At 45.2% G+C, this 26,354-nt stretch carries 26 protein-coding genes, 1 pseudogene and 1 riboswitch; all 27 genes and pseudogenes read right to left on the bottom strand.

The window, feature by feature from the left end; all coding sequences use genetic code 11:
• Positions 1-11: 11 nt before the first annotated feature.
• The gene (gene purF / locus BLS58_RS10165; protein WP_090398573.1) at positions 12-1,430 is read right to left on the bottom strand and encodes an amidophosphoribosyltransferase; all 1,419 of its coding nucleotides are present in this window, start codon (positions 1,428-1,430) and stop codon (positions 12-14) included.
• Positions 1,406-3,631 (bottom strand): phosphoribosylformylglycinamidine synthase subunit PurL, encoded by a 2,226-nt coding sequence (gene purL, locus BLS58_RS10170; protein WP_090398575.1) that lies wholly within the window; start codon positions 3,629-3,631, stop codon positions 1,406-1,408. The genes purF and purL overlap by 25 nt, the downstream gene beginning before the upstream one ends.
• Entirely contained in the window at positions 3,615-4,301 is a 687-nt protein-coding gene (purQ, locus tag BLS58_RS10175) for a phosphoribosylformylglycinamidine synthase subunit PurQ (RefSeq protein ID WP_090398577.1), read from the bottom strand. Before purQ ends, purL begins: the two co-directional genes overlap by 17 nt.
• Complete coding sequence (gene purS / locus BLS58_RS10180; RefSeq protein WP_090398579.1) at positions 4,298-4,549, bottom strand: phosphoribosylformylglycinamidine synthase subunit PurS; 252 nt, start codon at positions 4,547-4,549, stop codon at positions 4,298-4,300. The genes purQ and purS overlap by 4 nt, the downstream gene beginning before the upstream one ends.
• Positions 4,542-5,252 (bottom strand): phosphoribosylaminoimidazolesuccinocarboxamide synthase, encoded by a 711-nt coding sequence (gene purC, locus BLS58_RS10185; RefSeq protein WP_090398581.1) that lies wholly within the window; start codon positions 5,250-5,252, stop codon positions 4,542-4,544. Before purC ends, purS begins: the two co-directional genes overlap by 8 nt.
• A 15-nt stretch (positions 5,253-5,267) precedes the next feature.
• A complete protein-coding gene (gene purB / locus BLS58_RS10190; protein WP_090398583.1) occupies positions 5,268-6,560 on the bottom strand; it encodes an adenylosuccinate lyase in 1,293 nt (430 codons plus the stop codon).
• Between the two features lie 20 nt (positions 6,561-6,580).
• On the bottom strand, positions 6,581-7,693 hold the full coding sequence (gene purK / locus BLS58_RS10195) for a 5-(carboxyamino)imidazole ribonucleotide synthase (RefSeq protein WP_090398585.1): 1,113 nt from the start codon (positions 7,691-7,693) through the stop codon (positions 6,581-6,583).
• Positions 7,690-8,181: a 5-(carboxyamino)imidazole ribonucleotide mutase gene (gene purE, locus BLS58_RS10200; RefSeq protein WP_090398587.1), complete on the bottom strand. Its 492-nt coding sequence runs from the start codon at positions 8,179-8,181 to the stop codon at positions 7,690-7,692. Before purE ends, purK begins: the two co-directional genes overlap by 4 nt.
• Positions 8,182-8,256: 75 nt before the next feature.
• A riboswitch (purine riboswitch) is annotated at positions 8,257-8,358 on the bottom strand.
• A gap of 477 nt (positions 8,359-8,835) precedes the next feature.
• On the bottom strand, positions 8,836-10,971 hold the full coding sequence (gene recQ, locus BLS58_RS10205) for a DNA helicase RecQ (protein WP_090398589.1): 2,136 nt from the start codon (positions 10,969-10,971) through the stop codon (positions 8,836-8,838).
• A gap of 299 nt (positions 10,972-11,270) precedes the next feature.
• Entirely contained in the window at positions 11,271-11,540 is a 270-nt protein-coding gene (locus BLS58_RS10210) for a hypothetical protein (protein WP_090398590.1), read from the bottom strand.
• 115 nt (positions 11,541-11,655) lie between these two features.
• Positions 11,656-12,183, bottom strand: a complete 528-nt coding sequence (locus BLS58_RS17235; RefSeq protein WP_143018901.1) for a DUF6431 domain-containing protein — start codon at positions 12,181-12,183, stop codon at positions 11,656-11,658.
• Positions 12,184-12,388: 205 nt separating this feature from the next.
• Positions 12,389-12,667, bottom strand: coding sequence for a YciI family protein (locus BLS58_RS10215; RefSeq protein WP_090398591.1), 279 nt, complete (start codon positions 12,665-12,667; stop codon positions 12,389-12,391).
• A gap of 79 nt (positions 12,668-12,746) precedes the next feature.
• Positions 12,747-13,724 carry a zinc-dependent alcohol dehydrogenase gene (locus BLS58_RS10220; protein ID WP_176764706.1) on the bottom strand — a complete coding sequence of 326 codons (978 nt, stop codon included), beginning with the start codon at positions 13,722-13,724 and terminating at the stop codon, positions 12,747-12,749.
• The gene (locus BLS58_RS10225; protein ID WP_090398595.1) at positions 13,714-14,643 is read right to left on the bottom strand and encodes an NAD(P)-dependent oxidoreductase; all 930 of its coding nucleotides are present in this window, start codon (positions 14,641-14,643) and stop codon (positions 13,714-13,716) included. The genes BLS58_RS10220 and BLS58_RS10225 overlap by 11 nt, the downstream gene beginning before the upstream one ends.
• 62 nt (positions 14,644-14,705) lie before the next feature.
• Entirely contained in the window at positions 14,706-15,191 is a 486-nt protein-coding gene (locus tag BLS58_RS10230; RefSeq protein WP_090398597.1) for a PPC domain-containing DNA-binding protein, read from the bottom strand.
• A gap of 25 nt (positions 15,192-15,216) precedes the next feature.
• Positions 15,217-15,978, bottom strand: coding sequence for an SDR family NAD(P)-dependent oxidoreductase (locus tag BLS58_RS10235; protein ID WP_090398599.1), 762 nt, complete (start codon positions 15,976-15,978; stop codon positions 15,217-15,219).
• 114 nt (positions 15,979-16,092) lie between these two features.
• Positions 16,093-16,578 carry a TRAP transporter small permease gene (locus BLS58_RS10240; RefSeq protein ID WP_090398601.1) on the bottom strand — a complete coding sequence of 162 codons (486 nt, stop codon included), beginning with the start codon at positions 16,576-16,578 and terminating at the stop codon, positions 16,093-16,095.
• Positions 16,579-16,608: 30 nt separating this feature from the next.
• Positions 16,609-17,898 carry a TRAP transporter large permease gene (locus BLS58_RS10245; RefSeq protein WP_090398603.1) on the bottom strand — a complete coding sequence of 430 codons (1,290 nt, stop codon included), beginning with the start codon at positions 17,896-17,898 and terminating at the stop codon, positions 16,609-16,611.
• 141 nt (positions 17,899-18,039) lie between these two features.
• Positions 18,040-19,068: a TRAP transporter substrate-binding protein gene (locus tag BLS58_RS10250; protein WP_090398605.1), complete on the bottom strand. Its 1,029-nt coding sequence runs from the start codon at positions 19,066-19,068 to the stop codon at positions 18,040-18,042.
• A gap of 933 nt (positions 19,069-20,001) precedes the next feature.
• On the bottom strand, positions 20,002-20,652 hold the full coding sequence (locus tag BLS58_RS10255; RefSeq protein ID WP_090398607.1) for a GntR family transcriptional regulator: 651 nt from the start codon (positions 20,650-20,652) through the stop codon (positions 20,002-20,004).
• 120 nt (positions 20,653-20,772) lie between these two features.
• Complete coding sequence (locus tag BLS58_RS10260) at positions 20,773-21,333, bottom strand: tetratricopeptide repeat protein (RefSeq protein ID WP_090398609.1); 561 nt, start codon at positions 21,331-21,333, stop codon at positions 20,773-20,775.
• Between the two features lie 3 nt (positions 21,334-21,336).
• Positions 21,337-21,912, bottom strand: coding sequence for a histidine phosphatase family protein (locus BLS58_RS10265; protein WP_090398611.1), 576 nt, complete (start codon positions 21,910-21,912; stop codon positions 21,337-21,339).
• Positions 21,913-21,926: 14 nt separating this feature from the next.
• Positions 21,927-22,019 (bottom strand): annotated as a pseudogene (locus tag BLS58_RS18400) (metallothiol transferase FosB); the annotation flags it as partial.
• A 67-nt stretch (positions 22,020-22,086) separates the two neighbouring features.
• Positions 22,087-23,679 carry an ABC transporter permease gene (locus BLS58_RS10275; protein WP_090398613.1) on the bottom strand — a complete coding sequence of 531 codons (1,593 nt, stop codon included), beginning with the start codon at positions 23,677-23,679 and terminating at the stop codon, positions 22,087-22,089.
• Positions 23,679-24,587: an ABC transporter ATP-binding protein gene (locus tag BLS58_RS10280; RefSeq protein WP_090398615.1), complete on the bottom strand. Its 909-nt coding sequence runs from the start codon at positions 24,585-24,587 to the stop codon at positions 23,679-23,681. Before BLS58_RS10280 ends, BLS58_RS10275 begins: the two co-directional genes overlap by 1 nt.
• Positions 24,584-25,219, bottom strand: coding sequence for a TetR/AcrR family transcriptional regulator (locus tag BLS58_RS10285; RefSeq protein ID WP_090398617.1), 636 nt, complete (start codon positions 25,217-25,219; stop codon positions 24,584-24,586). The genes BLS58_RS10280 and BLS58_RS10285 overlap by 4 nt, the downstream gene beginning before the upstream one ends.
• A 109-nt stretch (positions 25,220-25,328) precedes the next feature.
• Positions 25,329-26,216 (bottom strand): formyltetrahydrofolate deformylase, encoded by an 888-nt coding sequence (purU, locus tag BLS58_RS10290; RefSeq protein WP_090398619.1) that lies wholly within the window; start codon positions 26,214-26,216, stop codon positions 25,329-25,331.
• Positions 26,217-26,354: the final 138 nt, after the last annotated feature.

Raw genomic sequence — 26,354 nt, forward strand, 5'->3', positions numbered from 1 at the left:
TCCAGACCCTCCTATCCTTTCCCGGCACCGATGAGTGCTTTATTTTCAGTGGGAATCGCCGTCGGATATCGATCGGTAAAGCATCCCAGGCACTGGCCGCAATTCGGCTGTGAAGCGTCTCTCCCTATCCCAACTTGTAAGCCTTCAACGGATAAAAAGCTTAAAGAATCCGCCTCCATCATGTCGCGCATCTCTTCGATGGAATGATTGGCGGCGACTAACTCATCCGTCGTGGACGTATTAATGCCGTAAAAACACGGGCGGATAATGGGCGGTGACCCAATGCGAACGTGGACCTCGGTGGCCCCCGCTTCTTTTAAAAGACGTACGATACGTTTACTCGTCGTTCCACGCACGATGGAATCATCAACCATAACAACGCGTTTGCCCTCGACGACGCCACGTACCGCGGATAGCTTCATCTTCACCCCTTGTTCCCGCAATTCCTGCGAGGGCTGAATAAACGTGCGTCCCACGTAGCGATTTTTGATCAAGCCAAGCTCATAGGGAATTTGCGTCTGCTCCGCGTAACCGATCGCTGAGGATATCGATGAATCCGGCACACCGGTGACAACGTCGGCGTCCACATCAGCTTCGAGCGCGAGTTGCTTGCCCAGCTGCTTTCTTGCTGTATGCACGTTAATCCGGTCGAGATTGGAATCGGGTCTGGCAAGATAGACATATTCCATGCTGCAAAGCGCGCGCTCTTCCGCTTCCATAAAGCGTTCCGAGTGCATGCCACTATCGTTAAAAATAATCATTTCACCGGGCTCAACTTCACGCACGTATTCGGCGCCGATGATGTCAAAGGCGCACGTTTCCGAAGCGACGACGTAAGCATCGCCCAGCCTACCGAGAGATAACGGACGTAATCCGTGCGGGTCAAGGGCAACGATGATTTCGTTTTCCGTCATCACTGTAAACGCATAGGCACCAATCATCTGTGGCAACGCCCCGTGCAGCTGCTTTCGCAAATGCTTAGAGCCCTGGCGCTTGAGAAGATGCGCCAAAACTTCCGTATCCGTCGTCGTTTGGAAAATACTGCCGCTCCGTTCAAGGTCGCTTTTCAAAATCTGATAGTTGACGAGGTTGCCATTATGAGCCATCGCCATACCGCCGTCTTCCGATTTGAAATGGAGGGGCTGAACGTTGTCGTAACCCCCGCCGCCCGCGGTGGCGTAGCGCACATGTCCAAGGGCGTGATGACCGTACAGGTCGTCAAGGTCACCCGCTTGAAAAGCTTCGGTGAGAAGGCCCGTTCCTTTATGCCCGTGGAATTTTTCTCCATCACTCGTCACAATGCCTGCCCCGTCCTGGCCGCGATGCTGCAGACTGTGTAACCCGTAATACGTCAGTTGCGCCGCTTCAGGGTGTCCCCAAATCGCGAAAACCCCGCACTCTTCATTTATGCCTTTGACTTCAGGAAACATGGAATCGCTCCCTTCCAAACGTGATGTAATTCATCCGTCGGCTGTTCGATCAACTTTTGCCCTTCCGTTGTTTTCATACGCAGCACCTTCTCATCTGTCACCGTACCATAACATCTGGCCGCGGGAATCGCCTGTTCAAACGCTTCAGCATCTTCCACTGCCACGCTGATGACATAGCGGGATTGCGTTTCGGCAAAAAGTTCCGCGACGTCATCTTTCATCGACACGTCCGCGCCTAACTCTGTCCCCATCACACACTCAGCAAGTGCAACCGCCAAGCCGCCTTCAGCAATGTCATGGGCAGACTGAACGAGCCCTGCGCGAATCGCGGCGAGCACTTGCTGTTGCCGCGCTTGTTCCAATTCAAGATCCATAGTCGGGACTTGACCGCTGATCTTGCCGTCTTCGACGAGTTGCAGTTCGCTGCCACCCCAGGCAGGCTCCGCTTCGCCGATGATATAAATGACATCGCCTGCCTGCTTAAAAGGTTGTGTCGTCACGTGATCGAGCTGTTCCACGAGTCCAACCATCCCAACGACCGGTGTCGGATAAATCGCTTCTCCATTCGTCTCATTATAAAGGGAAACATTTCCGCTCACGACCGGCGTGTCAAACGTTCGGCACGCCTCGCTCATGCCCGCAGTCGATTGCTCCATCTGCCAGTAAATGCTCGGCTCTTCCGGACTTCCGTAGTTCAGGCAATCCGTGAGGGCGAGAGGTTGCGCACCCGAGCAAATGATGTTGCGGGCCGCTTCCGCAATAGCGATTTTCCCGCCTTCTTTCGGATCCAGGGCAATATAGCGGCTGTTACCGTCCATGGATGTGGCGAGCGCTTTTTCTGTGCCGCGAATGCGCAAAACGGCTGCGTCTGACCCCGGCATAACCACCGTGTTCGTCTGCACCATATGATCGTACTGGTCATACACCCACTCTTTGTTCGCGATCGTCGGCTGCGAGAGTAACTGGAGCAACGTTTCATTATAATCGCTGCTCTGCGGTTGCCAAACGGGGCGTTGTTGATGTTCGCGAAAGTCAGCCGGTTCCTCCGACGGGACGTCATAGACCGGAGCTTCATCGGTAAGCGCGGTGACGGGAACGTCAGCAACCACATCACCATGAAACGTCAGGGTCAACCGCATGTCTTCCTTGACCGTACCGATAGCGGCCGTTTCCAGATCCCACTTTTCACAGATCACCTCGATTTCTGTTTCTTTTCCCTTTTCCACAACGAGGAGCATCCGCTCCTGCGATTCCGAAAGCATCATTTCGTATGGCGTCATGCCAGTCTCACGCTGGGGAACGAGATCGAGATTCATAGCGATGCCCGTGCCGGCTTTGCTGGCCATTTCCGCCGCTGAAGATGTCAGCCCGGCAGCCCCCATATCCTGAATGCCGACGAGGGCATCCGATTTCGCCACTTCCAGACACGCTTCCAGCACGCGCTTTTCTGTAAACGGATCGCCCACTTGCACCGACGGGCGTTTGTCCGCCGAGTCTTCATTTAACTCTTCGGAGGCAAAAGTAGCCCCATGTATGCCATCGCGACCAGTGGCCGCCCCTACATACATGACCGTATTCCCGACACCGGCAGCGATCCCTTTTTGCAAGTCGTTCTGATCGATAAGACCGATACACATGGCGTTCACGAGGGGGTTGCCATCATAGGTGTCATCAAACTGGATTTCCCCGCCGACCGTCGGCACGCCGACACAATTGCCATATCCGGAAATCCCGGCCACGACTTCTTCGAACAAATAGCGCATCCGCGGCGTCGTCAACGGCCCAAAACGCAACGAATTCAGCAACGCGATCGGTCGCGCACCCATGGAAAAAACATCCCGCAGTATACCGCCCACCCCAGTGGCGGCTCCTTGATAAGGCTCCACCGCCGAAGGGTGGTTATGGCTTTCCACTTTAAAGACGACCGCTTGCCCGTCGCCAATATCCACGACACCGGCGCCTTCTCCCGGCCCCTGCAGTACATGGGGAGCTGTTGATGGGAATTGTTTAAGCAACGGTTTCGAATGTTTGTAACTGCAATGTTCCGACCACAGTACGGAAAATAAACCGATCTCCGTGTAGTTCGGTTTTCTTCCCATGAGCTGGACGATACGCTCGTATTCGTGGTCTTTCACCCCGATATCAGCATACAAACGCTCGGCGTGAATCTCTTCGGCGGTCGGTTCAAGTTGTAACGACATGTGTGTCCCTCCAATGGCGATATACGCTCGTGAACAAGCGACGCCCATCTTCGCTGCCAAGCAGCGTTTCCATCGCGCGTTCCGGATGGGGCATCATCCCGAGCACATTACCCGCTTCGTTCGTGATCCCCGCGATCTGTCCTGTCGATCCATTGACATCCGCTTCGTACGTGAAAACGATCCGGTTGTTTTTTTTCAAGGTTTCATAGGTTTGCCCGTCACACTCATAATTGCCTTCGCCGTGGGCGATCGGGATCCGCAACGTTTCCCCTTTTTCATATTCGCCGCTAAATCGTGTATCGGCGTTTTCTACCTTCACGTCGACTGTCCGGCAGATGTATTTAAGATCCTTGTTTCTTTTCATCGCTCCCGGCAACAAGCCCGCTTCCAGTAAAATTTGAAACCCGTTGCAGATGCCGAGCACCGTTTTCCCCTGCTCGGCTTCGGCAATGACGCTTTGCATGACCGGAGCAAAGCGCGCGATCGCCCCCGAGCGCAAGTAATCGCCATAGGAAAAGCCACCCGGAAGGAAAATAGCATCATACTCTGCCACCGATTCCGCGGTATAAGGCACAAGGTCTACGGTTTCCGCATCCGTGAAATCACTGAGCGCATAGGACATATCCGTATCACAGTTTGATCCCGGGAACACGATGACCGCCGCTTTCATACTTTCGCCTCCCGTTCAACATGGTACGTATAATTCTCGATCACCGGATTGGCGAGCAACTGCTCACACATATTCTCGACGCGTGAATCCAAGTTGTTTCCATCAGCGACTTCCAGCCTCAACCATTTTCCGACGTTCACCTTTTCGACTTCTTCATATCCGAGTGCGGTCAATGAGTTCTGTACGGCGTGCCCCTGGGGATCAAGCACGCCTTCTTTTAATGTGATATACACGTGAACGTTAACCATGAATGACGCCTCCTATGCGGGAGAGAATGTTTTCATACCCGGATTGCAACGACCCGAGCCCATATCGATACAAATCTTTATCCATCTTCTCTTTCGTCTGAGCGTCCCAAAAGCGGCAAGTGTCCGGGGACACTTCATCGGCGAGAATCAGCGTACCATCGTCCTGCATACCAAACTCCAATTTAAAGTCAACGAGCAAAATGTTCGCCTTTTGGCACAGTTCCAGCAAAATGTCATTGACATGTAAAGCGCGCATGCGCATTTCTTCCAATTCCGCCGCTTTTGCCACCTGCAAAGCGGCAATATGATCATCGTTGACGAGAGGATCACCGAGCTCATCGTCTTTGTAATAGTACTCCACAATCGGATCTTGTAGCGCTTGACCTTCTTCCCAGCCAAGGCGGCGAGCCAGACTCCCTGCCGTTATGTTGCGAACGACGACTTCCAGGGGGATGATTTGTGTCGGGCGCACGAGCTGCTCCGTGTCGCTGATTTTTTTGATAAAATGGGTCTGAACACCTTCGGCTTCAAGCACCTGGAAAAAGAGTGTGGAAATCGCGTTGTTTAATTGACCTTTCCCTTCCAGAACATCATGCTTTTCCCCGTCAAACGCCGTCGCATCGTTTTTATACACGAGCCGTAGCTCATCGTCTTTTTCAGTCGTAAATAGCTGCTTCGCTTTTCCTTCATATAAAAGTGTCATACTGCTGACATCCTTTCATAAACCGACTCTGGAAAATAAAACATCGACGTTTTGCAAATGGTGCCGTTCATCGAAACAACGATCGAGCGTTTCTTTATCAAGCACTTGCATAATGGCATCTTCCGCCTCCACGAGCGCTCGAAACGAAACTTTTTTCTCCCACGCTTCCATCGCTTTCGGCTGCACGAGGTCATAGGCTTCTTCTCTTGTCATGCCTTCATTAATAAGAGCTGTAAGGACTTGCTGCGAATAGACGAGACCAAAGGTTTTTTCCATGTTTGCACGCATATTTTCAGGGTAAACGTTGAGCTGATCGATAATAGACGTAAAGCGATTCAGCATGTAATTGAGTAAAATCGTACTGTCCGGGAAAATGATGCGTTCGGCCGAAGAATGGGAGATGTCCCGTTCGTGCCAGAGCGGAACGTTTTCAAAGGCCGTTTGCACGTGTCCGCGGATGACGCGGGAGAGGCCGGTCATATTTTCCGAACCAACCGGATTGCGCTTGTGTGGCATCGCGGAGGAACCCTTCTGGCCTTTGGCGAAGGCTTCTTCGACTTCCCGGCTTTCCGTTTTTTGTAGGTTGCGAATCTCGACGGCCATTTTTTCAATGGATGTGGCGATGAGCGCGAGCGTGGATACGTAGTTGGCGTGGCGGTCGCGCTGCAGTGTTTGTGTTGAAATCGGCGCCGGTTGAAGCCCCAGGCGCTCGCAAACGGACGTCTCGATCTCGGGAGGAATGTTCGCGAACGTACCGACGGCTCCAGACATTTTGCCGACACGGACGTCTTCGGCTGCCGCCTCAAATCGTTCGATATGTCGCTTGATTTCCGCGTACCAAAGAGCAAGTTTGAGTCCGAATGTCGTGGGCTCGGCATGGACGCCGTGGGTCCGGCCCATCATCAGGGTATAACGGTGCTCGTTTGCTTTCCGGGCGAGGACATCTTTAAAACGGTGCAAGTCGTCACGAATGATGTCATTGGCCTGTTTTAACAAGTAAGACTGGGCCGTATCGACCACATCTGTGGATGTCAATCCGTAATGTACCCATTTTCGCTCTTCGCCGAGCGTCTCCGAAACCGCGCGGGTGAAAGCGACGACATCATGGCGCGTTTCCGCTTCAATGTCATGGATGCGCTCAACATTACAGCTCGCGTTTGCCCTGATTTTCGCGACATCTTCTTTCGGTATATCGCCAAGCTCCGCCCAGGCTTCACAAGCGGCGATTTCCACTTCCAGCCACGCCTGATAGCGGTTCTCTTCCGTCCAAATTCGGCCCATTTCCTCTCGTGTATAACGATCAATCATCGCTTCATATCCTCCGCTTCTTATCGAATAGCTAATCTTTCTACATTGGTGATGGCATCATCCATCGTTTTGCCGGTGATATTCACGTGCCCCATTTTTCGACCTGTTCTTGCCTCTTGTTTTCCATATAAATGCAGAAAAGCGTTTGTGTAAAAAGGAATCGTTTTAACGGCTTTTTCCACATGTTCACCGAGCACGTTCTCCATGACAACCGGCGTTGTTAACTCCGGAGTCACGAGCGGCCAGCCGCACACCGCGCGAACATGTAAATGAAATTGGGATACGTTACAGGCATCTATTGAGTAGTGCCCGGAATTATGAGGGCGCGGCGCGAGTTCATTGACGTATAGGGTTCCATCTTCGTGATAAAACATTTCCATCGCTAAGGTGCCTACGAGTGAAATAGAGTGTGCGAACCTCTCGGCCATTGCGATCGCAGCTTGCTTCGCGTTCCCTCGTATACTCGCCGGAACGGTCGTCCGCTTTAAAATATTATCCTCATGCTCATTTTCCGCAACCGGAAAGACGGAGATCTCACCGCCTGCCGTCCTCGTGACAATGACAGAAATTTCCTTGTCAAAAGGGATCCATTTTTCCAGAACTAGATCACCTGCGTCCTTGAATGACTCATAAGCGGCGGAGGCTCCTTCAGGTGAATGAATCACCACCTGCCCTTTTCCGTCGTAGCCTCCGCGACACGTTTTGAGCACTGCCGGTGTACCCAGTTGGGCGATACCTTCCTGCAACGTTTCGGCAGAGGTGACCTCTACATAAGGGGCTACTTCCAGATCGGCCTGGATAAGCGCTTCTTTTTCCCGCAACCGGTGCTGGCAGATGCGCAGAAGGTCTGCACCTTGCGGTAGCTTATTTTCTTCAGCCAAAATCGCAGCCGTCGTTGCATCCACATTTTCAAACTCAAAAGTGACGACATCACTGACGTCAGCCAGTTTGCGCACCCCTTCTTCATCATCGTAAGGGGCGACGATCTCTTCATCCGCCACTTGCGCCGTGGGAGAGTCCGCTTTCGGCTCAAGGACGGCGATACGATACCCCATCGCTTTAGCTTCCAGCGCCATCATGCGGCCGAGCTGGCCGCCGCCGAGAATGCCTATCGTTTGACCGGGAGTAATCATCGCTCGTTTCCTTCCTCCTGTGCCAGCACTTCACGGGCTTTGTTTTCCCGCCGTGTCTGTAATTTTTCAGCCAGTGTCTGATCGAAAGACGATAATATTTGTGCGGCTAATAGTCCCGCGTTCTCCGCACCTGCCTCGCCGATCGCGACGGTCGCCACCGGCACCCCTTTCGGCATTTGCACTATGGAAAGAAGGGAATCCCAACCGCTTAATGCTTTCGACTGCACGGGCACCCCAATCACCGGAAGCGTCGTCTTCGCCGCCACCATTCCGGGGAGGTGGGCGGCACCGCCCGCCCCCGCGATGATCACTTTCAGGCCGCGTTCACGAGCTTCTTCCGCATACTGAAACATTAAATCCGGGGTGCGATGCGCCGAGACGATTTTTTTCTCGAAAGGCACGTCAAATTCTTTTAAAATCCGACAAGCATGCGTCATCGTCGCCTCATCGGATGTGCTCCCCATAATGACGCCAACCTCAACAGCCATAGATCAACCTCCCAAACTCATAAAAATAGCCCACTGTCCAGGAGGAAGCCTGAAGACACAGCAGGGCCAATCTGCGCATATCCTACGCTTCCTCATAGACCGGTCGTTTACGGCAACCAGGTAGAAACGTTCGAGCCATATTCCCGAAATTATATGAGGGTTTCATTTGTTATCGTTTATCTTTTCTACAATAATCGTAGTATGTGTAAAAAAAAATGTCAATGTAAAAACGAATGATTGATAGGATGTTTTGTCATATCGTTCGGAAATTGTTTATCATTACGTTACTTCGAACAGCTTCCCCTCATGAGTAGTGTCGATATTGGTACTCACTTCGACCGTATACACACTAATATTATGACTTACAAACCTACGCTACAGCGATGTAATCCCTCTAAAGCCGAGTGAAACGACCTGAGAGGGATTAGTAGCGCGAGGTGATCCCTCTAAAGCCAATGGAACCAACTCGAGCGGGATCAGAAACACGGTCTGATCCCTCTAAACCCAATGGAACCAACTCGAGAGGGATCAGAAGCACGCTGTGATCCCCCTAAAGCCAACGAAGCCAACTCGAGAGGAATCAGAAACGGAGGTGATCTGAAGGAATTTCCATGTCCGGACATATTTCGACTTTTAAGAGCGCCCCCGCCCCATCTAATCCGTTCTTGATAAATGTTTTTGTTTCTGAAAATAGGCCTGGATCATAAAGTAGTCGACGTCTTCGGGTAGCTGCTCTTTAATCGGTCTAAGCCTTTCCGTACCAACTTCTTCAACCGCTTCGGCAATGAGCGGTTCATACTCTGAAGCGATGAATTTGTCCCAGTCAATGTTGAACCCTTCATCTCCGCAACGAATGAGGTGCCCTTCAATCGTTCTCTGCGACATGCCGCGTTCTTTTGTAATTTCTTCGATTGAATAACCGTCGGCAAATAGCTGAAAAGTAACACGGTGGCTAACACCTGTGCTTTTTCTCGAAGAAGCAAGTATGTGATCCGGTTGTTGTCTATTCGGCTTGATATCATTTTCCTCGCAATAGGCAGCGATTTCCTTAATGAAATCCGAGCCGAACGAGTCCAGCTTGCGTTCCCCAACGCCTTTGATATTTAACATGGTCTGTGAGGTTACCGGCAACTGTGCACACATATCCCGCAACGTGGCATCGGAAAAAACGACATAAGGGGGAACCTGATCGGCATCCGCGATTGCTTTGCGAAGATTCCGCAAGCGCGTAAACAATTGATCTTCGACTACAAATTGTTCTGCCTGAACGTGTTCTTTTTTCCGGACGTCTTGTTTGCCCTGAAGCACCTGGATGGCTGTGTGGCTTAACGTCAGAACCTGATATTGCCCGTTGGTCGGTGTTAAGTATTGTTCAGCTGCCAAAAAATCAATCAAGTCCATCACTTGTTTTTGCGACTTTTCTTTCATGATGCCGTGGGTTGATAAACTGTCGAAGCCGAAGGACTGGATTTTTTGATCGGCCGAGCCCGTCAACACCTTGGCGATCATCGTTTTACCAAATCGTTCACGCATCCGTTTGACACAGGAAAACACCATTTGCGCTTCACGTGTAATCGTGATGGAGGCGCGATCATCGGTACAGTTGCCACAGGTCTCGCATTTTATAGCATCCGTCTCTCCGAAATAGTTTAAAAGATACTGTTCAAGGCACGATTCTGCATGGCAATAGCCGATCATCTGTTGCAGCTTTTCATATTCATATTGCTTTCGTTCCGGCGCCATATCCGATTCTTCTATAAAGAATTTCGGGAGGCGGATGTCCTGGGGCGCAAAAAGAAGTATGCATTCGCTTTGCTCGCCGTCACGTCCGGCGCGCCCGGCTTCCTGATAATAGGACTCGATATTTTTCGGCATATTATAATGAATGACATAGCGAACGTTGGATTTGTCGATCCCCATCCCGAAAGCATTCGTAGCAACCATCACGGTGATATCATCGTAAAGGAACTGCTCCTGATTGTGCGTGCGTTCGTCTTCGGGCATCCCGGCATGGTATTTACCAATGTTATAGCCTTTTGACTTGAACGTTGTATACAAGCGTTCGACTTCCTTGCGCGTACCGGCGTAAACGATGCCCGGTTGTGAAGCGTTTCTATTTATGTAAGATTCAAGAAAGGCGTCACGGTCTTGTCCCTTGATGACGCGAAAAACAAGATTTTCACGGCGGAAGCCGGCTGTGACCACGTCGTTGTTATCGATGTTCAACAACGCGCAAATGTCACTCGTCACCGTTGGCGTAGCTGTCGCGGTTAACGCCACAATCAGCGGCTTGATTTCCAGTTGCTTGATCATTTCTGCAATCAGGAGGTAACTTGGCCTAAAGTCATGGCCCCATTGCGAAATACAATGAGCCTCGTCAATGGCGACGAGCGAAACCTCGATTTGCCCGAGCCAGTTCATAAAGGCAGGGGATTCCAGGCGCTCCGGTGCGATATAAATGAGTTTATATTCCCCTCGCGCGGCGCCTTGCATACGTTGTCGTATGACTTCAGCAGGCAGGGAGCTGTTGATATATGTTGCGGGAACGCCCTCTTCTTCAAGGGCATCGACTTGGTCTTTCATTAAGGATATCAATGGAGAAATCACCATGGTAACACCCGGTAATAATAAGGCGGGAATTTGATAGCAGAGCGATTTTCCGCCCCCCGTCGGCATGATGCCAACCGTATCCTGTTTTTGCAGGAGAAGCTCAAGGACTTCAGCCTGTCCTTTTCGAAAGGAATCATAACCGAAAGTGTTTTTCAAAATGGTCCGGGCTTGCTCGATCATTTGGATTCTCCTTACCGGGGTTGTTCAAAAATGAAGGATTGAGGAGGGATTTTGCATTGAGTGTATTATAGCATAAATGGGTAAATTACCACATTAAATCGGTTCCACTTTTGCAAATTAATACCGGATGAAATCTGGCTTATCACCCTGCATATTTGCACATTATTCCCGTTTTGCACGCTATTTCGGTTCGCCTTTTCACATTATTCCAGCGGAATAAAGGAAAGCAAACACCCCTTCGCTTCACAAGGGGTGTTCGTTCGTGTATGATGCTTCCTAAAGAGACACTACAGCCGGGTTCAAAAGGGAAGGTTTTCATCCGGAATATCCGGAAAAAACAGGGTGCTTTCGTCTAAACGAATGCGATAAACTTCCGAACAACTAAGGTTAAACCGAACACCTCCGAGGAAGACATGCCATACCGAATCTTTCCAAAGGTTAACTTCATAAAAATGGCCATGAATCCGGAGGTCAAACGGCATGCTGAATTGCATCACGTGTGTGTCTTGGTCGACCCGAACGACCCATTGTTCGTCAAAGGGAGACCAAATCATGTATCCGTATTCCATCAGGCGCCCTCCTGTTCAACCACCGATCGCTCCCCCGGGTGTATACGCAAACGTTATGTGGGGTGGCCAAAAATATCATTCGGCTAGATAGCCCTGCCGAAAGATTGTGATTATGTTATACTGGGGGTGCCATAAAATAGCTTGATAAATGACCCTTTGACCTTCTTAGGAAGGTGGATTCTCCAAAATCTCGGATCATTGTCAGGTATTTTGTGGCATTTTTATTTTCGCACGGAAAGGAAACGGAAACCCCGTGATCCGTGAAGAAGCTGTGCAACCACTTGAGATGCTTAAGAAACCGTCGCTTATAAAAGGCCACGAGCTGGCGAAATCCTGACCCTTTTTCCTTTTGGAGAACGGTTGCTATTCGATCGACGACCGTATGTAACGTGTGCTGGTAATAGGGGATCAAGAAGTCCGGTAAAATAGAGAACGTCTTCTTACAAGACGGACAGCGCAGCCGACAAATCGGGATGTACTCGGCTCCCTCCTCAGTAATCCCGTAGCGCCAATAAAACCCGTGCCGATGAAGGGTATTAATGGAAGAGCAAGCAGGACAGGAATGAAAGGTGGGGAAATCATTGGCCGGACCTTTTTCGGCATACGTTTTCAAGTCCGCTCCAAAATCGTGAAACAAAATCATAAAAAAATCCTTCCGAAATAATCTGCTTAAACTTTAGCACATTATTCCAGAAGAATTCACTTCCCGATCTGAAATAATTTGAAAATATAGTGGGGTTTTGTACGGGAATAATGTGATCGGTTACAACACTACAATATGGACCTTTCAAAACACTGGGTCAGTTAAAGTTCGAAAGTTTATATAGGGGAATGTACCAACCATATATTTAATCAGGTATGATTGCATTAGTAACCATTTCCCATTCATAAATCTCAAAGTCTCTAGCTTTTTCATTTATTAAAGGATCTTCTGTAACCATATTTCGCACTTCTTCTTCTGAATTAGCCATATAAATCACCATTCCTCCGCTTCCATCCAAAAACTTGCCATTTGCAAAAACTTTTTTTTCCTTTCGTTTTTGAGACAAAAAATCCAAGTGTTGTTGTCTATACTCCTCACTCTTTTGAGGATCTAACATTTTTAAAAAAACTACATATGATTTCATGAGCTAAACCTCCCTAGTTGTTTGCAGCCTAAACAGTTGTCTCTATAATGATCATTTTAGCCAAAAAAATTTCAGGGGTTTATGGTTGTAATACAATCTTCACATGGTCCTTATCCTCACTAAAATCTTTCATGGCTTGATCTACCTGGTCCAAAGAATAGGAGGCAGTAATTAGTGATTTTATATCAAAAACACCTTGAATAACTGGACGCATCAAGTAGGGAACCCATCGTTTCAAATACTCTGGTCCATGGTGCATAACAGCACTAAATCGAATATCAATAGCATGGTGATGTAGCCGATGTAGATTAACTTTTATAGGCGACATAATATCAGGAATTGAATTCATAATCCCTTCGTCTCGTGTAAGATCAATGCATATATCGAAATATTCTTCAGTGTAGGGGTTCCAATATCCACAGGAATGATAAGTAACGTCAGCACCATGTCCACTTGTTATTTCGAATACTTCTTTACGAACATCATTTACAGTAGAATTAATAGCGATATCTGCTCCGAGTTGTTCAGCTAATTGCAAATGTGCATCTGAATAATCAATAGCAATAACTTTATCTGCGCCTCTTTTTTTGAGTCCTTGAACTGCAATTAACCCTTGGTAATTCAACCCTGCCACCAAAACCGTATCACCTAGTTGAACACCACTTTGAAATACACCATAGACTCCTACACATGTAGGCTCTCCCAAACTAGCAATTTCCATGTCCAATCCATAAGGAATCTTAAATAGATTCTGCTCTTTACCTTTGAAATATTCGGCGAAGGTGTTGAGAGGACCAAATCCCATTACCTTATCTCCAACGACAAATTCTTTTACTTTCGTACCCACCTCAACAACTTCACCGCCTCCTTCATGGCCAATATATGCAAAACTAGGAAGGTCATCAGGCATAAACATCCCTGACCATGCTCTCAGATCAGCATCACAAATAGAGGCTTGGGTGGTCTTAACTAATACCTCGTCATCTTCTATCACAAGATTTCTGTTGATAGTTTTAAGCTGATGTTTTCCAGCTAAATAAATACTTTTATTTTGCATAGTTCCATCCCCTTTCAGGATTCTTTGAATCATCCTTAGTTACCAGTAGGTCTCCCAATTCTTCATATATTTTGACTAATGTTGAAGAATCTTCTTGATCAAGATTCTTTGCATCAGCTAGTTTGTATATTTCTTTACAGGCACTTCCCAAAAAGAGTGGCACTTGCAATTGGTTTCCTGTGTGAATACAAATATCAAGATCTTTCTTTTGAATATCCAATGAGCTCCGTGGTAAAAAATCTCGTTCCAATATACCTGGAACCTTATCTTCAAACATCCAAGAATTCCCTGCGCTATCTTTCACAACATCGTAAATCAACTCAGGATCAAGACCACCTTTCACACCTAATGCTAGGGCTTCAGCCATAGCGACAAGATGAATGGAAACAAGGTGTTGATTTACTGCCTTGATAGCCTGACCCAATCCGATCTCATCTCCGACTTTGCGAACGTTGCTTCCCACAACATGTAACACTGGTAGACAAAAATCATATAGTTCTTTTTTTCCAGCTACCATTAATGTCAGGCTTCCTGATTCAGCTCCCTTGACTCCCCCACTAACAGGGGAATCAAGTACCTCTATACCTTTTTTAGAGCAAATACCCTCTATCTCACGAACTTCATCAGGAGCAATTGTACTTGTAACAATAATTGCACCATCTTCCATCCCTTGCATGATACCATCATTACCAGTTAAACAACTTTCACATTGCGAAAAGTTTTGCACCATCAAAAAAACAATATGTGCACTTGCTCCAACTTCTCTTGGACTATTAGTTTTTCTTGCCCCATAACGCTCTAGTTCATCCATGGGGTGCGGATTAATATCAAACACACTTAACTCATACCCAGCTTCCACTAGGTTTTTTGCCATATTAAATCCGATAGATCCTAGACCCACAACGCCAACTTTTTGCATATCTTAGTCACCTCTATATATTATGGAGAAATTAACTTCTGAACCCTTGGTAATCGAATATTTTATATGGTACTTTTTGGTACAGTTTGAATGAATCCTGTTTCACTATCATTTTCACGGCTCAAAATCATATCTTCACCCTCAACAATAATGACCTCCAACGTGTTTAAAACAGTACAATATCCACGCTCAATATGCCCCCCAAATACTTTCTGATTTTTATCGACCATTACAGCGTGTAAATGGATAAATATATCGCCGTCTTGATCACAAATTAACCCCTGTCCACTTAACAATTCTACAGGACCTTCCACATCCATTTTCCCCGTAAAGCTAGCTCCTGTTTTTGATGTAGGATCTGGTTCAATGCACATAAATTGTGCGTTCTGAAAACTACCAATCATACTTGCAATTCCTCCTGCTTTGATTCCGTGTTTCTGACAAGCATCAATTAATCCCTGTACGGCGTCACTACCTGGTAGCACTCGTACAGCAATCATTCGCTTAGATGTTCCTTCCGTTGACCAAATGCGATTATTCTTTTCCATTATATTATTCCTCCTCTAAAATTAATTACTTTTGTACTAGACCGACTGTTGTAATTCCGCCGTCCACAGCAATTGTTTCTCCCGTAATAAAATTTGATTTAGCTGATGCTAAAAAGAGGACGGTATTGGCAATATCCTCGGGTTCCCCAATTCTTTGTATAGGAATTGTATTTGCTACCTGCGCTTCATGTTCATCAACCCAAGATGAGCTTAGTCGAGTCCGACATGGTCCCGGAGCAACTACATTTGCTGTAATACCATATTCACCTGATTCTTTGGCTGTCGCTTTCGTAAATCCAACAATTCCTGCCTTACTTGCTGCGTAATGTGAAGTCCCGACAAATCCTCCCCCAGACATCGCTGCTATCGAAGAAACATTTACAACCCTTCCAAAATGTTGTTTTTTCATAACTGGCAGTACATGCTTCGTACACAAGTACGGACCTCTCAAGTTAACATTTAGCATCAAATTCCAGTCATCAATTGAAATCTTCTCAAGCGGCTCCCTTTGAGTAATTCCCGCACAATTAACTAGAATATCCACCCCCCCATATTTATCCAATGATTTCTCAACCATTATCTTTACACTCTCCTCGTCCAATACGTTAACATGGACATAAAACGCTTCTTTGGCTTTTTTCTTCAATTCTTTTTCAAGTTTCAAACCTTGTTCACGATCTACATCCGCAACAATGATAGTCGAACCTGCGTTAGCTAACTGAATTGCAATTTCCTTCCCTAGACCCGAGGCTGCACCAGTGACAACTGCTATTTTCCTTTCCACCATTTGTAGTTACCTCCTCTTCGAATGTAATTTTTCATTGTTTATGATAATTCCGCTTCCAAAACCTCCCTCAATATAATAAGATTTTCTCCAACATACTCGTTGTTCCTCAAAATTTCATGGGTTTCTGATGGAAGCTGCCTCTTTTTCTCTTTTTAAATCACCAAAGCGAATAAATACTACAGTAATTATTAACAAGCCACATAAGGGTATCGATAAATACCAATAAGAGCGTGGCCACTGTAAAATAGGTGAGGATTGGAATTGACCTTGTTGAAATAACTCCCATCCCCCAATAATGAATACTAGGCATACAATTATTGCGCTCACTGAAATCACCAATTGTCGCACAAATTTTATCCAGACTCTCATTCGGTCTTCATTAAATAGATTGAGTGAAATGTGTTCTTTATCAAAAAACGCAACAGCTGCACCTAAAAAAATCATCCATACAGTTGAAAATTGAATCACTTCATCAGTCCAAGAAATACTGATCCCAAAGAATCTTGTAATAATACTCAACAACAGTAATACTCCTATAAGAATCAAGAGGATGAGACATATCACCCTAGATCCCTGAATAACCCCTTTTAAAATTTTCATAATGTAACCTCCAAAATATAAAAAGAATAGTTACCTAAATAGCTCGGGAAGAAACATCACAATTTCAGGCTGCCACAATAATGCAATAAAGACCAATAAAAGAGCAGCATAGAAAGGGATACACTGTTTCGCTAAGGACATAATAGGAATACGAGTTATATCTGATATTGGAAAAAGAACCATTCCTACTGGTGGAGTAATTAAACCAATTGACAATACAACCGTCACTATAATGCCAAAGAAAAGAGGATCAATTCCTGCCTGCTGAACTATAGGCATAACAATCGGAACCGTTAGTACTAATATAGCAATTGATTCCATAAATGTTCCCAAAATTAAATACATAAGGCACAGTATCAACAGTATTCCGATAGCTGAATCGGTAACATTGAGAAGGAGATCTGTAAATGCGTTCGTCACACCAAAATAAGTAAGAACCCAACCAAAGAGATCAGCAGCCCCTACAATAAACATCACTTTAACTGTAAACAGAAATGTTTCATTCATCGCTTCAAGGAATTTCTTTAGATTTAATGTACGGTAAACTACGAATCCAATGAATAACGAATAGGCAGCTGCCACAATCGCTGTTTCAGTTGCTGTAAATACCCCGGATAAAATCCCTCCTATTAGAATCACTGGGGTCAAGAGGCCCGGGAGAGATTTCATACCTGTACGAAAGAATTGCTGGAGATTGGGAAGGGTAGATGTTCTGTAATTACGAACCCTAGCGGTAATATATACAACGATAAACATACTTATCCCAATTAAAAGACCTGGGACAATCCCACCGATAAACAGTTGAGTGATAGATATTCCTGTCATAGAACCGTAGATAATCAAGGGAATACTTGGAGGAATAATTGGGGCTACAATCGAACTGGAAGCTGTAACTGCAGCTGCAAAACCTCGATCATAACCTACTCTTTCCATCACTCTAGTTTGAATCAACCCAAGCCCTGAAGCATCTGCTACAGCAGATCCAGACATACCCCCAAAGACGACACTGGTCAAAACACACGCATTTCCCATCCCACCTCTAAATCGCCCAATAATATATTCAACGAATTTAAACAAGATGTCTGTTATACCACTCTTATTCATAACAATTCCTGTCATTATGAAAAAAGGAATAGCTAATAACTGAAAGGAGACAAGGCCACTGTATATTCGCTGCGGAATCGTGCTTATAATTTCTAACCCCGAAGTGCCAATTACCAAACCCAACGTCCCACTTAAAATCATTGAAAACGCTACAGGTACACCTATAATTAATAGAATAAACAATAAAACAATAACAAAAATACCTATTTCAAGCATTCTCTCCCTCTTTTCACCCAAAGTATCTCACCAATTCTATGCATAAATTTTAAGCTACTATCCGATGATTTTGGAACTATCTCATCGGATAGCAAACATAGACATTGGAGATATACCTAAAATTAAAGGCTGATATTCTTTTTAATTAGCACTTTCTTCAACTACTTCCAACCAATTTTCGACGAAATCTTCTCCGGCAAATTCAGCAATCTCATTCCAGGCCGGTTCCATTTCTTGTTCAAAATCTCCAGCGTCCACATAGTTTATTTCTACTCCTTCTGCTTCCATATTTTCAGCAGCTTCATCCATCGTTTGACCAACTTCTTCTCGATTAAAATCTCTAGCTTCTTCACTTGCTTGTTTTAATATTTCCCTCTCTTCATCATTCATTCCTTCCCATAAATCCAAATTAACAATATGGGGAAAACTTGAATACATATACCCTTCTCCCATTACAGTGATATAATCTTGCACCTCATGAAAAGCATTAGTATATATATAATGGAGAGGATTTTCTTGTCCATCTATAACACCTTGTGAAAGTGACATATACAATTCTCCAAATGAAACTTGCTCGGGAACAGCACCTAATGAAGTCATAGCTGCTTCCATGGTCACTTCAGGAGGCACTCTAATTTGCACTCCTTCCATATCTTCAGGGGTTTCAATTGGATTATGGTTGTTACTAATGACCCTGAATCCTAATTCCCATTGTGATAAAATCTCGAAGTTCTCCTCTCTAGCTAATTCATACAACATATCGCCTCCCTCACCATCTAGAGTGTTGTAAGCGTGTTCAGTATCTTCAAACAAAAAAGGCAATTGAACTGCTGCAAATTCTGGAACCCACTGTGTCATTTGCCCACTAGCTGCAATCGACATGTCTATACTGCCCATTCGAACCTGTTCCGCAACTTCTTCTGGTTCCCCTAATTGATTGTCAGGGAAAACATCGATAGTAATTTGACCATCCGATAATTCTTCTACTCGTTCTGCATAGAATTCCGCTGCACTATGTGTGGGGTCATCCATAGATGCCACATGGGAAAGACGTAATGTTTTTTCATCTATCCCCTCATCTCCATTTGATTCAGATGCTGTTTCCTGCCCGCACCCAATTAATAAACTCATAAACAACATCATAGTTAAGCAGTTTAGTTTTATTTTCATTCTTCTAATCCTCCTCGAATTATTTTACTGCCAACCTTTGTCAAGGCGTATGGGACACAGTATTCTCGGAAATACCTTCAGTGCTCTATGGTCATTAGCTGCATATAAATGTGCCAACAGTAATTGTTGATAAGAGAGCCAAGTCTTCTGCTGTATAGAGGCTTTTTTAAAAGTCAAAATCTAATATTCCCCAAGTTTGTCATTTTAGAAAGGGTTTTCATTTTCGTGTTCATCTAAAGCCTCATTTCTTACCTGCTAAACCACCCCCATCCTCCAAAAGTGTTGTAAATTTAAATTGCAAAGTAAACAATTACATTTTACAACTCTCCAAAGAAATGATTCATCTTGAGTTTAACGTTAAACGTATTTGTATGCAATGTATACAATGTATGTGAAAGTATATATCGTAATCAATTTATGGTCAAGGTATTTTTCAAAATAATTTTTTATAATGCTCAGCGTAAGGGAAAACCTAAAAAACAGACGCTTCGTGACAGTGACACCCTTTGAAAGATGATAAGGATGTTTCAAGCGTCATGTTTGTTCCCTTAATGAGAATTTTTATAGCAATTTCTAATCTTCAAGATCTAAATTTTTTGACTTATACCTGATTCCATGGCAAGTGAAACTGGATGAACCATTTTGATTAAATTACAAATTTGATGACGATAAAACCGAAAGAGCGGAAGGGCTAAACGGTTATTGCCCTAAAAAACAACACAAATAATCATCGAACAATCAAGGGGAATAAACGGTCACATATGTTGGTATTTTAGTATACAAAATAAACCGGCCATTTTGCCATTTATAAAAAATTCTTCCGATCTTTCTTTTTACATGTTAGCAGATGCTCAGCCTGGGCAAACGTATTGTAAAGTCTGCGAAACAACGGCAGCCAATGATCGTCACGGATTTTTTCAAAAGTCAAGGAGCCTATTGCTTAGAATGCAACGCATTATTTTTAATATAAGCTGCCCCGTTACGAATATGATTTACCATTAATTGTTCTGCTAATTCTCCATCTCTTGCTTCAAGAGCGTCTAATATTGAAGCATGTTCTTGGTGAGTAATCTCAGGTGAGCGAAGTAATCCTATTTTAAATTGAACACTAAAAACATGAGTAGTATTAAAACTTTTTTCGAGAATTGGGTTGTTAGCAATTTCCACTAACTTCGAGTGAAAAATCATATCTGCTTCAAAATACTTATCTTCTCCATTTTCTCCCCATCTCAAATACGCATCATCAAATAATGCTCTCAAATAAGCAATAGTCGGAGAATCCATCTTATCTGCACATATTCGACAAGCTAAACCCTCTAAAACTGCACGAACCTCCCATACAGAATGAATAAAATCACTGTTAATTTCTCTTACAAATATACCTTGTCCTGTTATCTCTAATAAAAAATCTCTTTCAAGGTTTATAATAGCTTGGCGTAAAGGTGTTCTACTTACCCCTATTTGTTCAGCGAGCTGGTCTTGAACAATTTTTTCCCCACTTTTAATATCACCATTTAAAATTAACTCTCTTATCTTATTATACGCTATCTGTTCTAAATGACTGTTTCCCATTAATCTGGCCAATTATATCACCATCCAAAATAATGTATGCGCTGTATACATAAATATTAATCGCTTATATAAGGATAACATAATTAGTGTAACATATTTAAATTTCACACAAGACTTCGTCCCGTCGCTTCTTCACCATTCATTAACTAACTCTATGGCTTGTTGCGTAGATTTGATTAAAGATGAGTCACCTTTAGTTTTTCTCAACTCTAACGCTTTCTTAAAGCACCCTAATGCTTCGGCCGAACGCCCAAGTTCCAATAAGCATTTGCCTTTGTGCTGGAGGGCGAAATCTTCATACTTATCTAGCCCAAATTCATGGCATTTAGCCAAGGCCTCGTTAAATTTGGCCAATGCCTCGGAATGTTTATGATCATATTTCAGTGCTTCTCCGAGACGAATGTTGGCGGCGATTTCCTTGGACTCATCCCCGGCAAGATCCAGACCTAACTCCAAATAATAAACCGCCGTTTGTGGCTGCCCATATATTCTATGAAGGTTACCGATCGTTCCATAAAGAAAAAACAATTCATCCGTATCGACAATGTCCCGTTCCAATAATTGCTCGATCTCAACAATGAACTGCTTCAACTGAACAGGATCCGCTGTTTTCTCGCGAAGATAATCATTCCGATCAAAATAAATGATGTCTTGAAGAGACGAAAGCTGTTCTTTAATCGCTGCCAAATTCATTTACTACACCAAATGCTTTGTACAATTGTACAATGTACAATCCCAGTTGTTTTCCCACTTTCTGAGATTCGTAACCGACGTATTTTCGAGGTGGGCCTGCGGGAATTTATCCGGCAACAATCGCTGGATCGTGCGGCTGATTAACCCGCCGTGGCTGACGATCAATACGCGTTTGCTCTCATTTGCGGTCGCGGCTTCTTCCAAAAATTCATAGCCTCGCTGTGACAGTTCTTCCGCCGTTTCGATGCCCAAATCCAGCTGCCGCCAATGACTCCCCCATTTTTGCACCCTTTCTTCTTCATTGGTGCCTTCAATCTCACCACAGTCCATTTCCCGTATGCGGGCGTCATGACTAACCGGCAATTTTAATTTAGCGGCGATAATTTCCGCTGTTTCTGCGGCACGAGATAAATCACTGGCGACGATCACATCCCATTTTTCTTCCAGGAACAGTCGATTGGCCACAGCATCAGCTTGTTGTTTTCCCGTCATATTGAGGGGAATATCCGTGATCCCCTGTGCTCTGCCGTTTTCATTCCAATCCGTGATACCGTGCCTGATGAGTCCAAATGTCGTCAATGCAGTCAACTCCTTTAATCATAAAATTCCATATGTGGTTTTTCCTGTTTATAATAATCCAGCCGTTCTTGCAAAGAACTCGTGTGAAATTCACTCCTCCTCAAATCGGTGATTATTACCCTCATTATAGCATATAAAACACCGTATCAAGTGATACGGCGTTCTTTTTTATATCTAACCTTCTATATCACGGCGTCGATATCCGACAAATCCGATAATCATGAGAATAATCGCGACGATGACCAGCATGCTTACCGGCATCCATGCCATGTCGTCCACCGGAAGTTCAGGGATATATCCATAAGGGGACAATTGCCCGACCCATTCCGGGAAATCGAATAAACCACCGAAATAAAGGGCAATAAAAGAGTACAGAACATAAAGCCAAATGATACTGCCGAGCTTTGGAAGCACGCCGATGAACAGAACAGCAAGACCGATAATTACGAGCACGGCCGGATAATAGATCAAAGCTGCACCGTAGATCATGCCAAAATCAAGACCTTCTTCCATGACGGCATCGCCCGCTGCCCAAAGACCGATACCCGTTAAAGATAGCATGACAAACCCATTCGCGATCGCGATAAGCAGATAACTACCCATCAGTCTTGCCCGAGACACAGCCCTTCCAAGCAAATGTTCAACGCGGTTCTTTTTCTCTTCGCCATAAAGTTTCAACATGGCCATACCAGGTGGAACTGTCGCGAGCAACCCCATGGCAATCATAAGCGTCGGAATAAATTGCTCGGTCAGTGTATATCCTTCTTCAGCCACGAGCATTTGCTCCATCATTTCATTGCCTTCAAAAAAAGCTTCCAGATCACCTAACACAGAGCCATAAGAAAGACCCATCACGAACAAGCCAACTGCCCAGGCAATCATGCCGGTGCGCTGCAGTTTTAAAGCGAGTCCCATCGGACTTTGCAAAAATGCCGATGCATTTTTTCTTCCCGGTCTTGCCGGAAAAAAGCCCGCTTCCAAATCGCGAATTGCGTTTAGATAATTGGCCAATACACCCAAAACGACCGCCACACCGAGCATCAGGACCAGAGGCTCCCAATGATTGTTCGCATACACCTCTGTCCGTGTCACCCAATTTAATGGCGAGAACCATGATATCGTTTCATTGCCAACATCACCCACCGCACGAACAAGGTAAGCGACGAGCAATACGGCAATGGAAAAACCGATCGTCGCACGTGAATTCTCAAAGAGTTGAGCGAAAAGCGCCGTCACACCTGCGAAGAAAATACCGGTAGCACCTAAAGTCGTACCATACAATAAAGACCCTTCGAGACCCATGCTATCGATCCCTAAAGCATATAAGCCAAAACCCGTTATGAGGGCCAAAACAACGTGTGTGGCACACAAAACGAGTAACGTCGCATTTAAGTTGGATAGACGCCCAACCGGGAGAGCGCGAATCATTTCAAGCCGCCCATCTTCTTCATCTGCACGCGTATGGCGAGTCACAAGCAATATGCTCATCAGTCCGACGACCACGGCTGTTAATAGCAACATTTGATGGGCCGACATCACACCGATCGTGTAATTGTCCAAATCCGCCGGCCCTACCATCGCTGTCATTGCAGGGTTGGCCATTGTTTCAGCCATTCCGTCCCTTTCTTGCTGGGAAGCATACAAGTCAACAAAGGCTACAGGCACAGCCAAAGTGAAGAAGGTGATCCCGATTAACCATAACGGCATACGGAGGCGATCCCGCCTCAACATAAATCTAAAAAGGGAACCGGTTTTTTTTAAAGCCATCAGGATGCACCTCCCACCTCGGATTCATCTTTTTGTTCATAATGGCGCATAAATAAATCTTCCAACGTTGGCGGAGAACTTTCCAATTTCACGATGCCAAATTGACTGACATGCTTGATAACGTTATCCAACGCTTCGGCGTCAACCTGAAAGGAGACGGCTTGATCTTTTTCTTCTATGGCGTGAACGCCTTTTAATTCATTCAAATCGGTCAGTGGTTGTTTCGTTTCCACAAGCATATGGACGCGTGTCAAATGCCGTAATTCACCTAACGTGCCCGATTCGATCATTTTTCCTTGCCGAATAATCCCGACACGGTCACATAACTTTTCCACTTCCGATAAGATATGGCTGGACAGCAACACGCTTTTTCCTTTATTTTTCATCTCCAGGACATACTGCTGAAAGACTTGCTCCATGAGCGGATCCAATCCGGAGGTCGGCTCATCCAAAATATAAAGATCGGCATCGGAGGCAAAAGCAGCCACTAACGCGACTTTCTGACGATTCCCCTTGGAATACGTCCGGCATTTTTTAGTGGGATCGAGGTTAAATTTTTCGATCAATTCTTCCCGCCTGCTTTGATTGTTACTTCCTCGCAGTTTCACGAAAAGATCAATCACCTCCCCGCCCGTCAAGTTCGGCCAAAGGTTCACATCGCCCGGCACATATGCGATATGCTTGTGAATATCAACCGCATCCGACCATGCGTCTTGCCCAAAGATCGTCGCACTCCCCTGTGTTGCTTTTAAAATCCCGAGAAGCACGCGAATCGTCGTCGATTTCCCGGCACCGTTCGGCCCGATGAAGCCATAGATTTCACCTTCGTTTACTTCGATGTTGACTCCGTCCAAGGCGGTAAATTTTCCAAATTGTTTCGTTAAGTTATTCACGGTGAGTACACTCATGTTCGGTCCTCCTTGTAAAAAGTTGTCTTTAATACGTCCAGATATTCATAGAATTCGTCCCAGTAGGGTTGTAAATCGATGTGTGCAATCTTCTCGCCTTGAAATTGTTGCATCAACTCATTTTGATACCCTTCAATGGCCCATCTAATAAGTCGAAAAGCCTTTTCTACATCAACATCGTCACGAACTAAGCTTTTATCAATTTTTTTATACAACAATGCATAGCCGGTTTTTTGAAAATCGGACAGGCGAGTTTCTAAATCATCCGGCAATTCCACGTCATCATTCAGAACGACCGTTCCTATAAAATTTTTGACATCAGGGTTATTATCGTGAAACTCTGCTTTGATCCGTGCGATTTGCTTCAACCGTTCGATGAAATCCGATTCATCGATGTCAATGCGCTGCAGATATTCGGTGTTGGTAATGTTAAGAGCATAATCGACCAAATATTCATAAAGGTCTTTTTTGTTGTTGAAATAATGAAAGAGCATGCCCTTGCCAATACCGGCGTCTTTAATGATTTTATTGGTGGAAGCTTGCTCATACCCATTTTCGGCGAATTCCTTAATTGCCGCATTTAATATCCGTTTTTGTTTCGTTTCATCGATATTTTTAAATGTTTGATTCATATGCATTCACCCCTTTTAGACCATATTGGTCGATTCCAAATTAACACAATCGACCATCATGGTCAATACATATGTAAAAAAAGAACCTGCCATCGCTAGGCAAGCCCCTTCAAAAGACAATCGTTTTATTTTCATGGACAATGATTCTGTCATCAATATGCCATTTGACCGCGCGGACAAGGACGCTTCTTTCGATAATCTTGCCGTTCTTTTTCAAATCTTCCACCTGGTCGCGATGGTTCACGCGTTTAACATCTTGCTCGATAATCGGACCTTCATCCAGATCATTGGTGACATAGTGGGAGGTAGCGCCGATAATTTTCACCCCTCGTTCAAATGCGCGGTCATACGGCTTCGCACCTACGAATGCGGGCAAAAAGGAATGATGGATATTGATGATTTTCTCGGAATAAGCTTCTACAAACGCAGGCGTTAATATCTGCATATAGCGCGCGAGAATGATGACATCAATGTCATATTCTTCCAAAAGCTCGAGTTGCTGTTGTTCAGCTTCTTGTCGAGTGTTTTTGTTTGCCGGAACATGGACGAAAGGGATACCAAACGATTCCACAAAATCTTTTGCGTCCGGGTGATTGCTGATGACGAGGGGAATGTCAGCCATGAGGTCCCCGCTTTCCCATTCCAAAAGAAGTTCGCGGAGGCAATGAAGTTCCTTTGACACGAAAATAGCCGCCCGTTTTAATTCTTTAACAAAGAATAGCTGCCACTCCATGGAAAATGTTTGCGCGATGGTATCGAACTCTTCCCGCAACACGCTTTTTTTCGATTCAAGATCCGGACATTCGAATTCAATCCGCATGAAGAAATCGCCACCTTCGGGATTGGTCGAATATTGACTGGATTCGATGATATTTGCTTCATGATTAGATAAAAATTGGGAAACAGCGGCAACAATGCCAGGCTGGTCAGGACAAGTAATAAGCAGTCGGCCGCGATTTTTTTGTTCGTTTTGAAAAACTTGGCGATGATTCTTCATTGATTCAATGAGCAACTCCTTGGTATGTAGATATTTTTGAGGTATGTGGGGAAAAAAATCCTTGTGATTATTATAACATGTGTATGCTGGGACGATCAGGGTGCTTGTTTTATCCTCTTCTTCCCGATCAGCGGTTGA

Origin of the sequence: Natribacillus halophilus (genome assembly GCF_900100185.1) — a bacterium.
GTDB lineage: Bacteria > Bacillota > Bacilli > Bacillales > Marinococcaceae > Natribacillus > Natribacillus halophilus.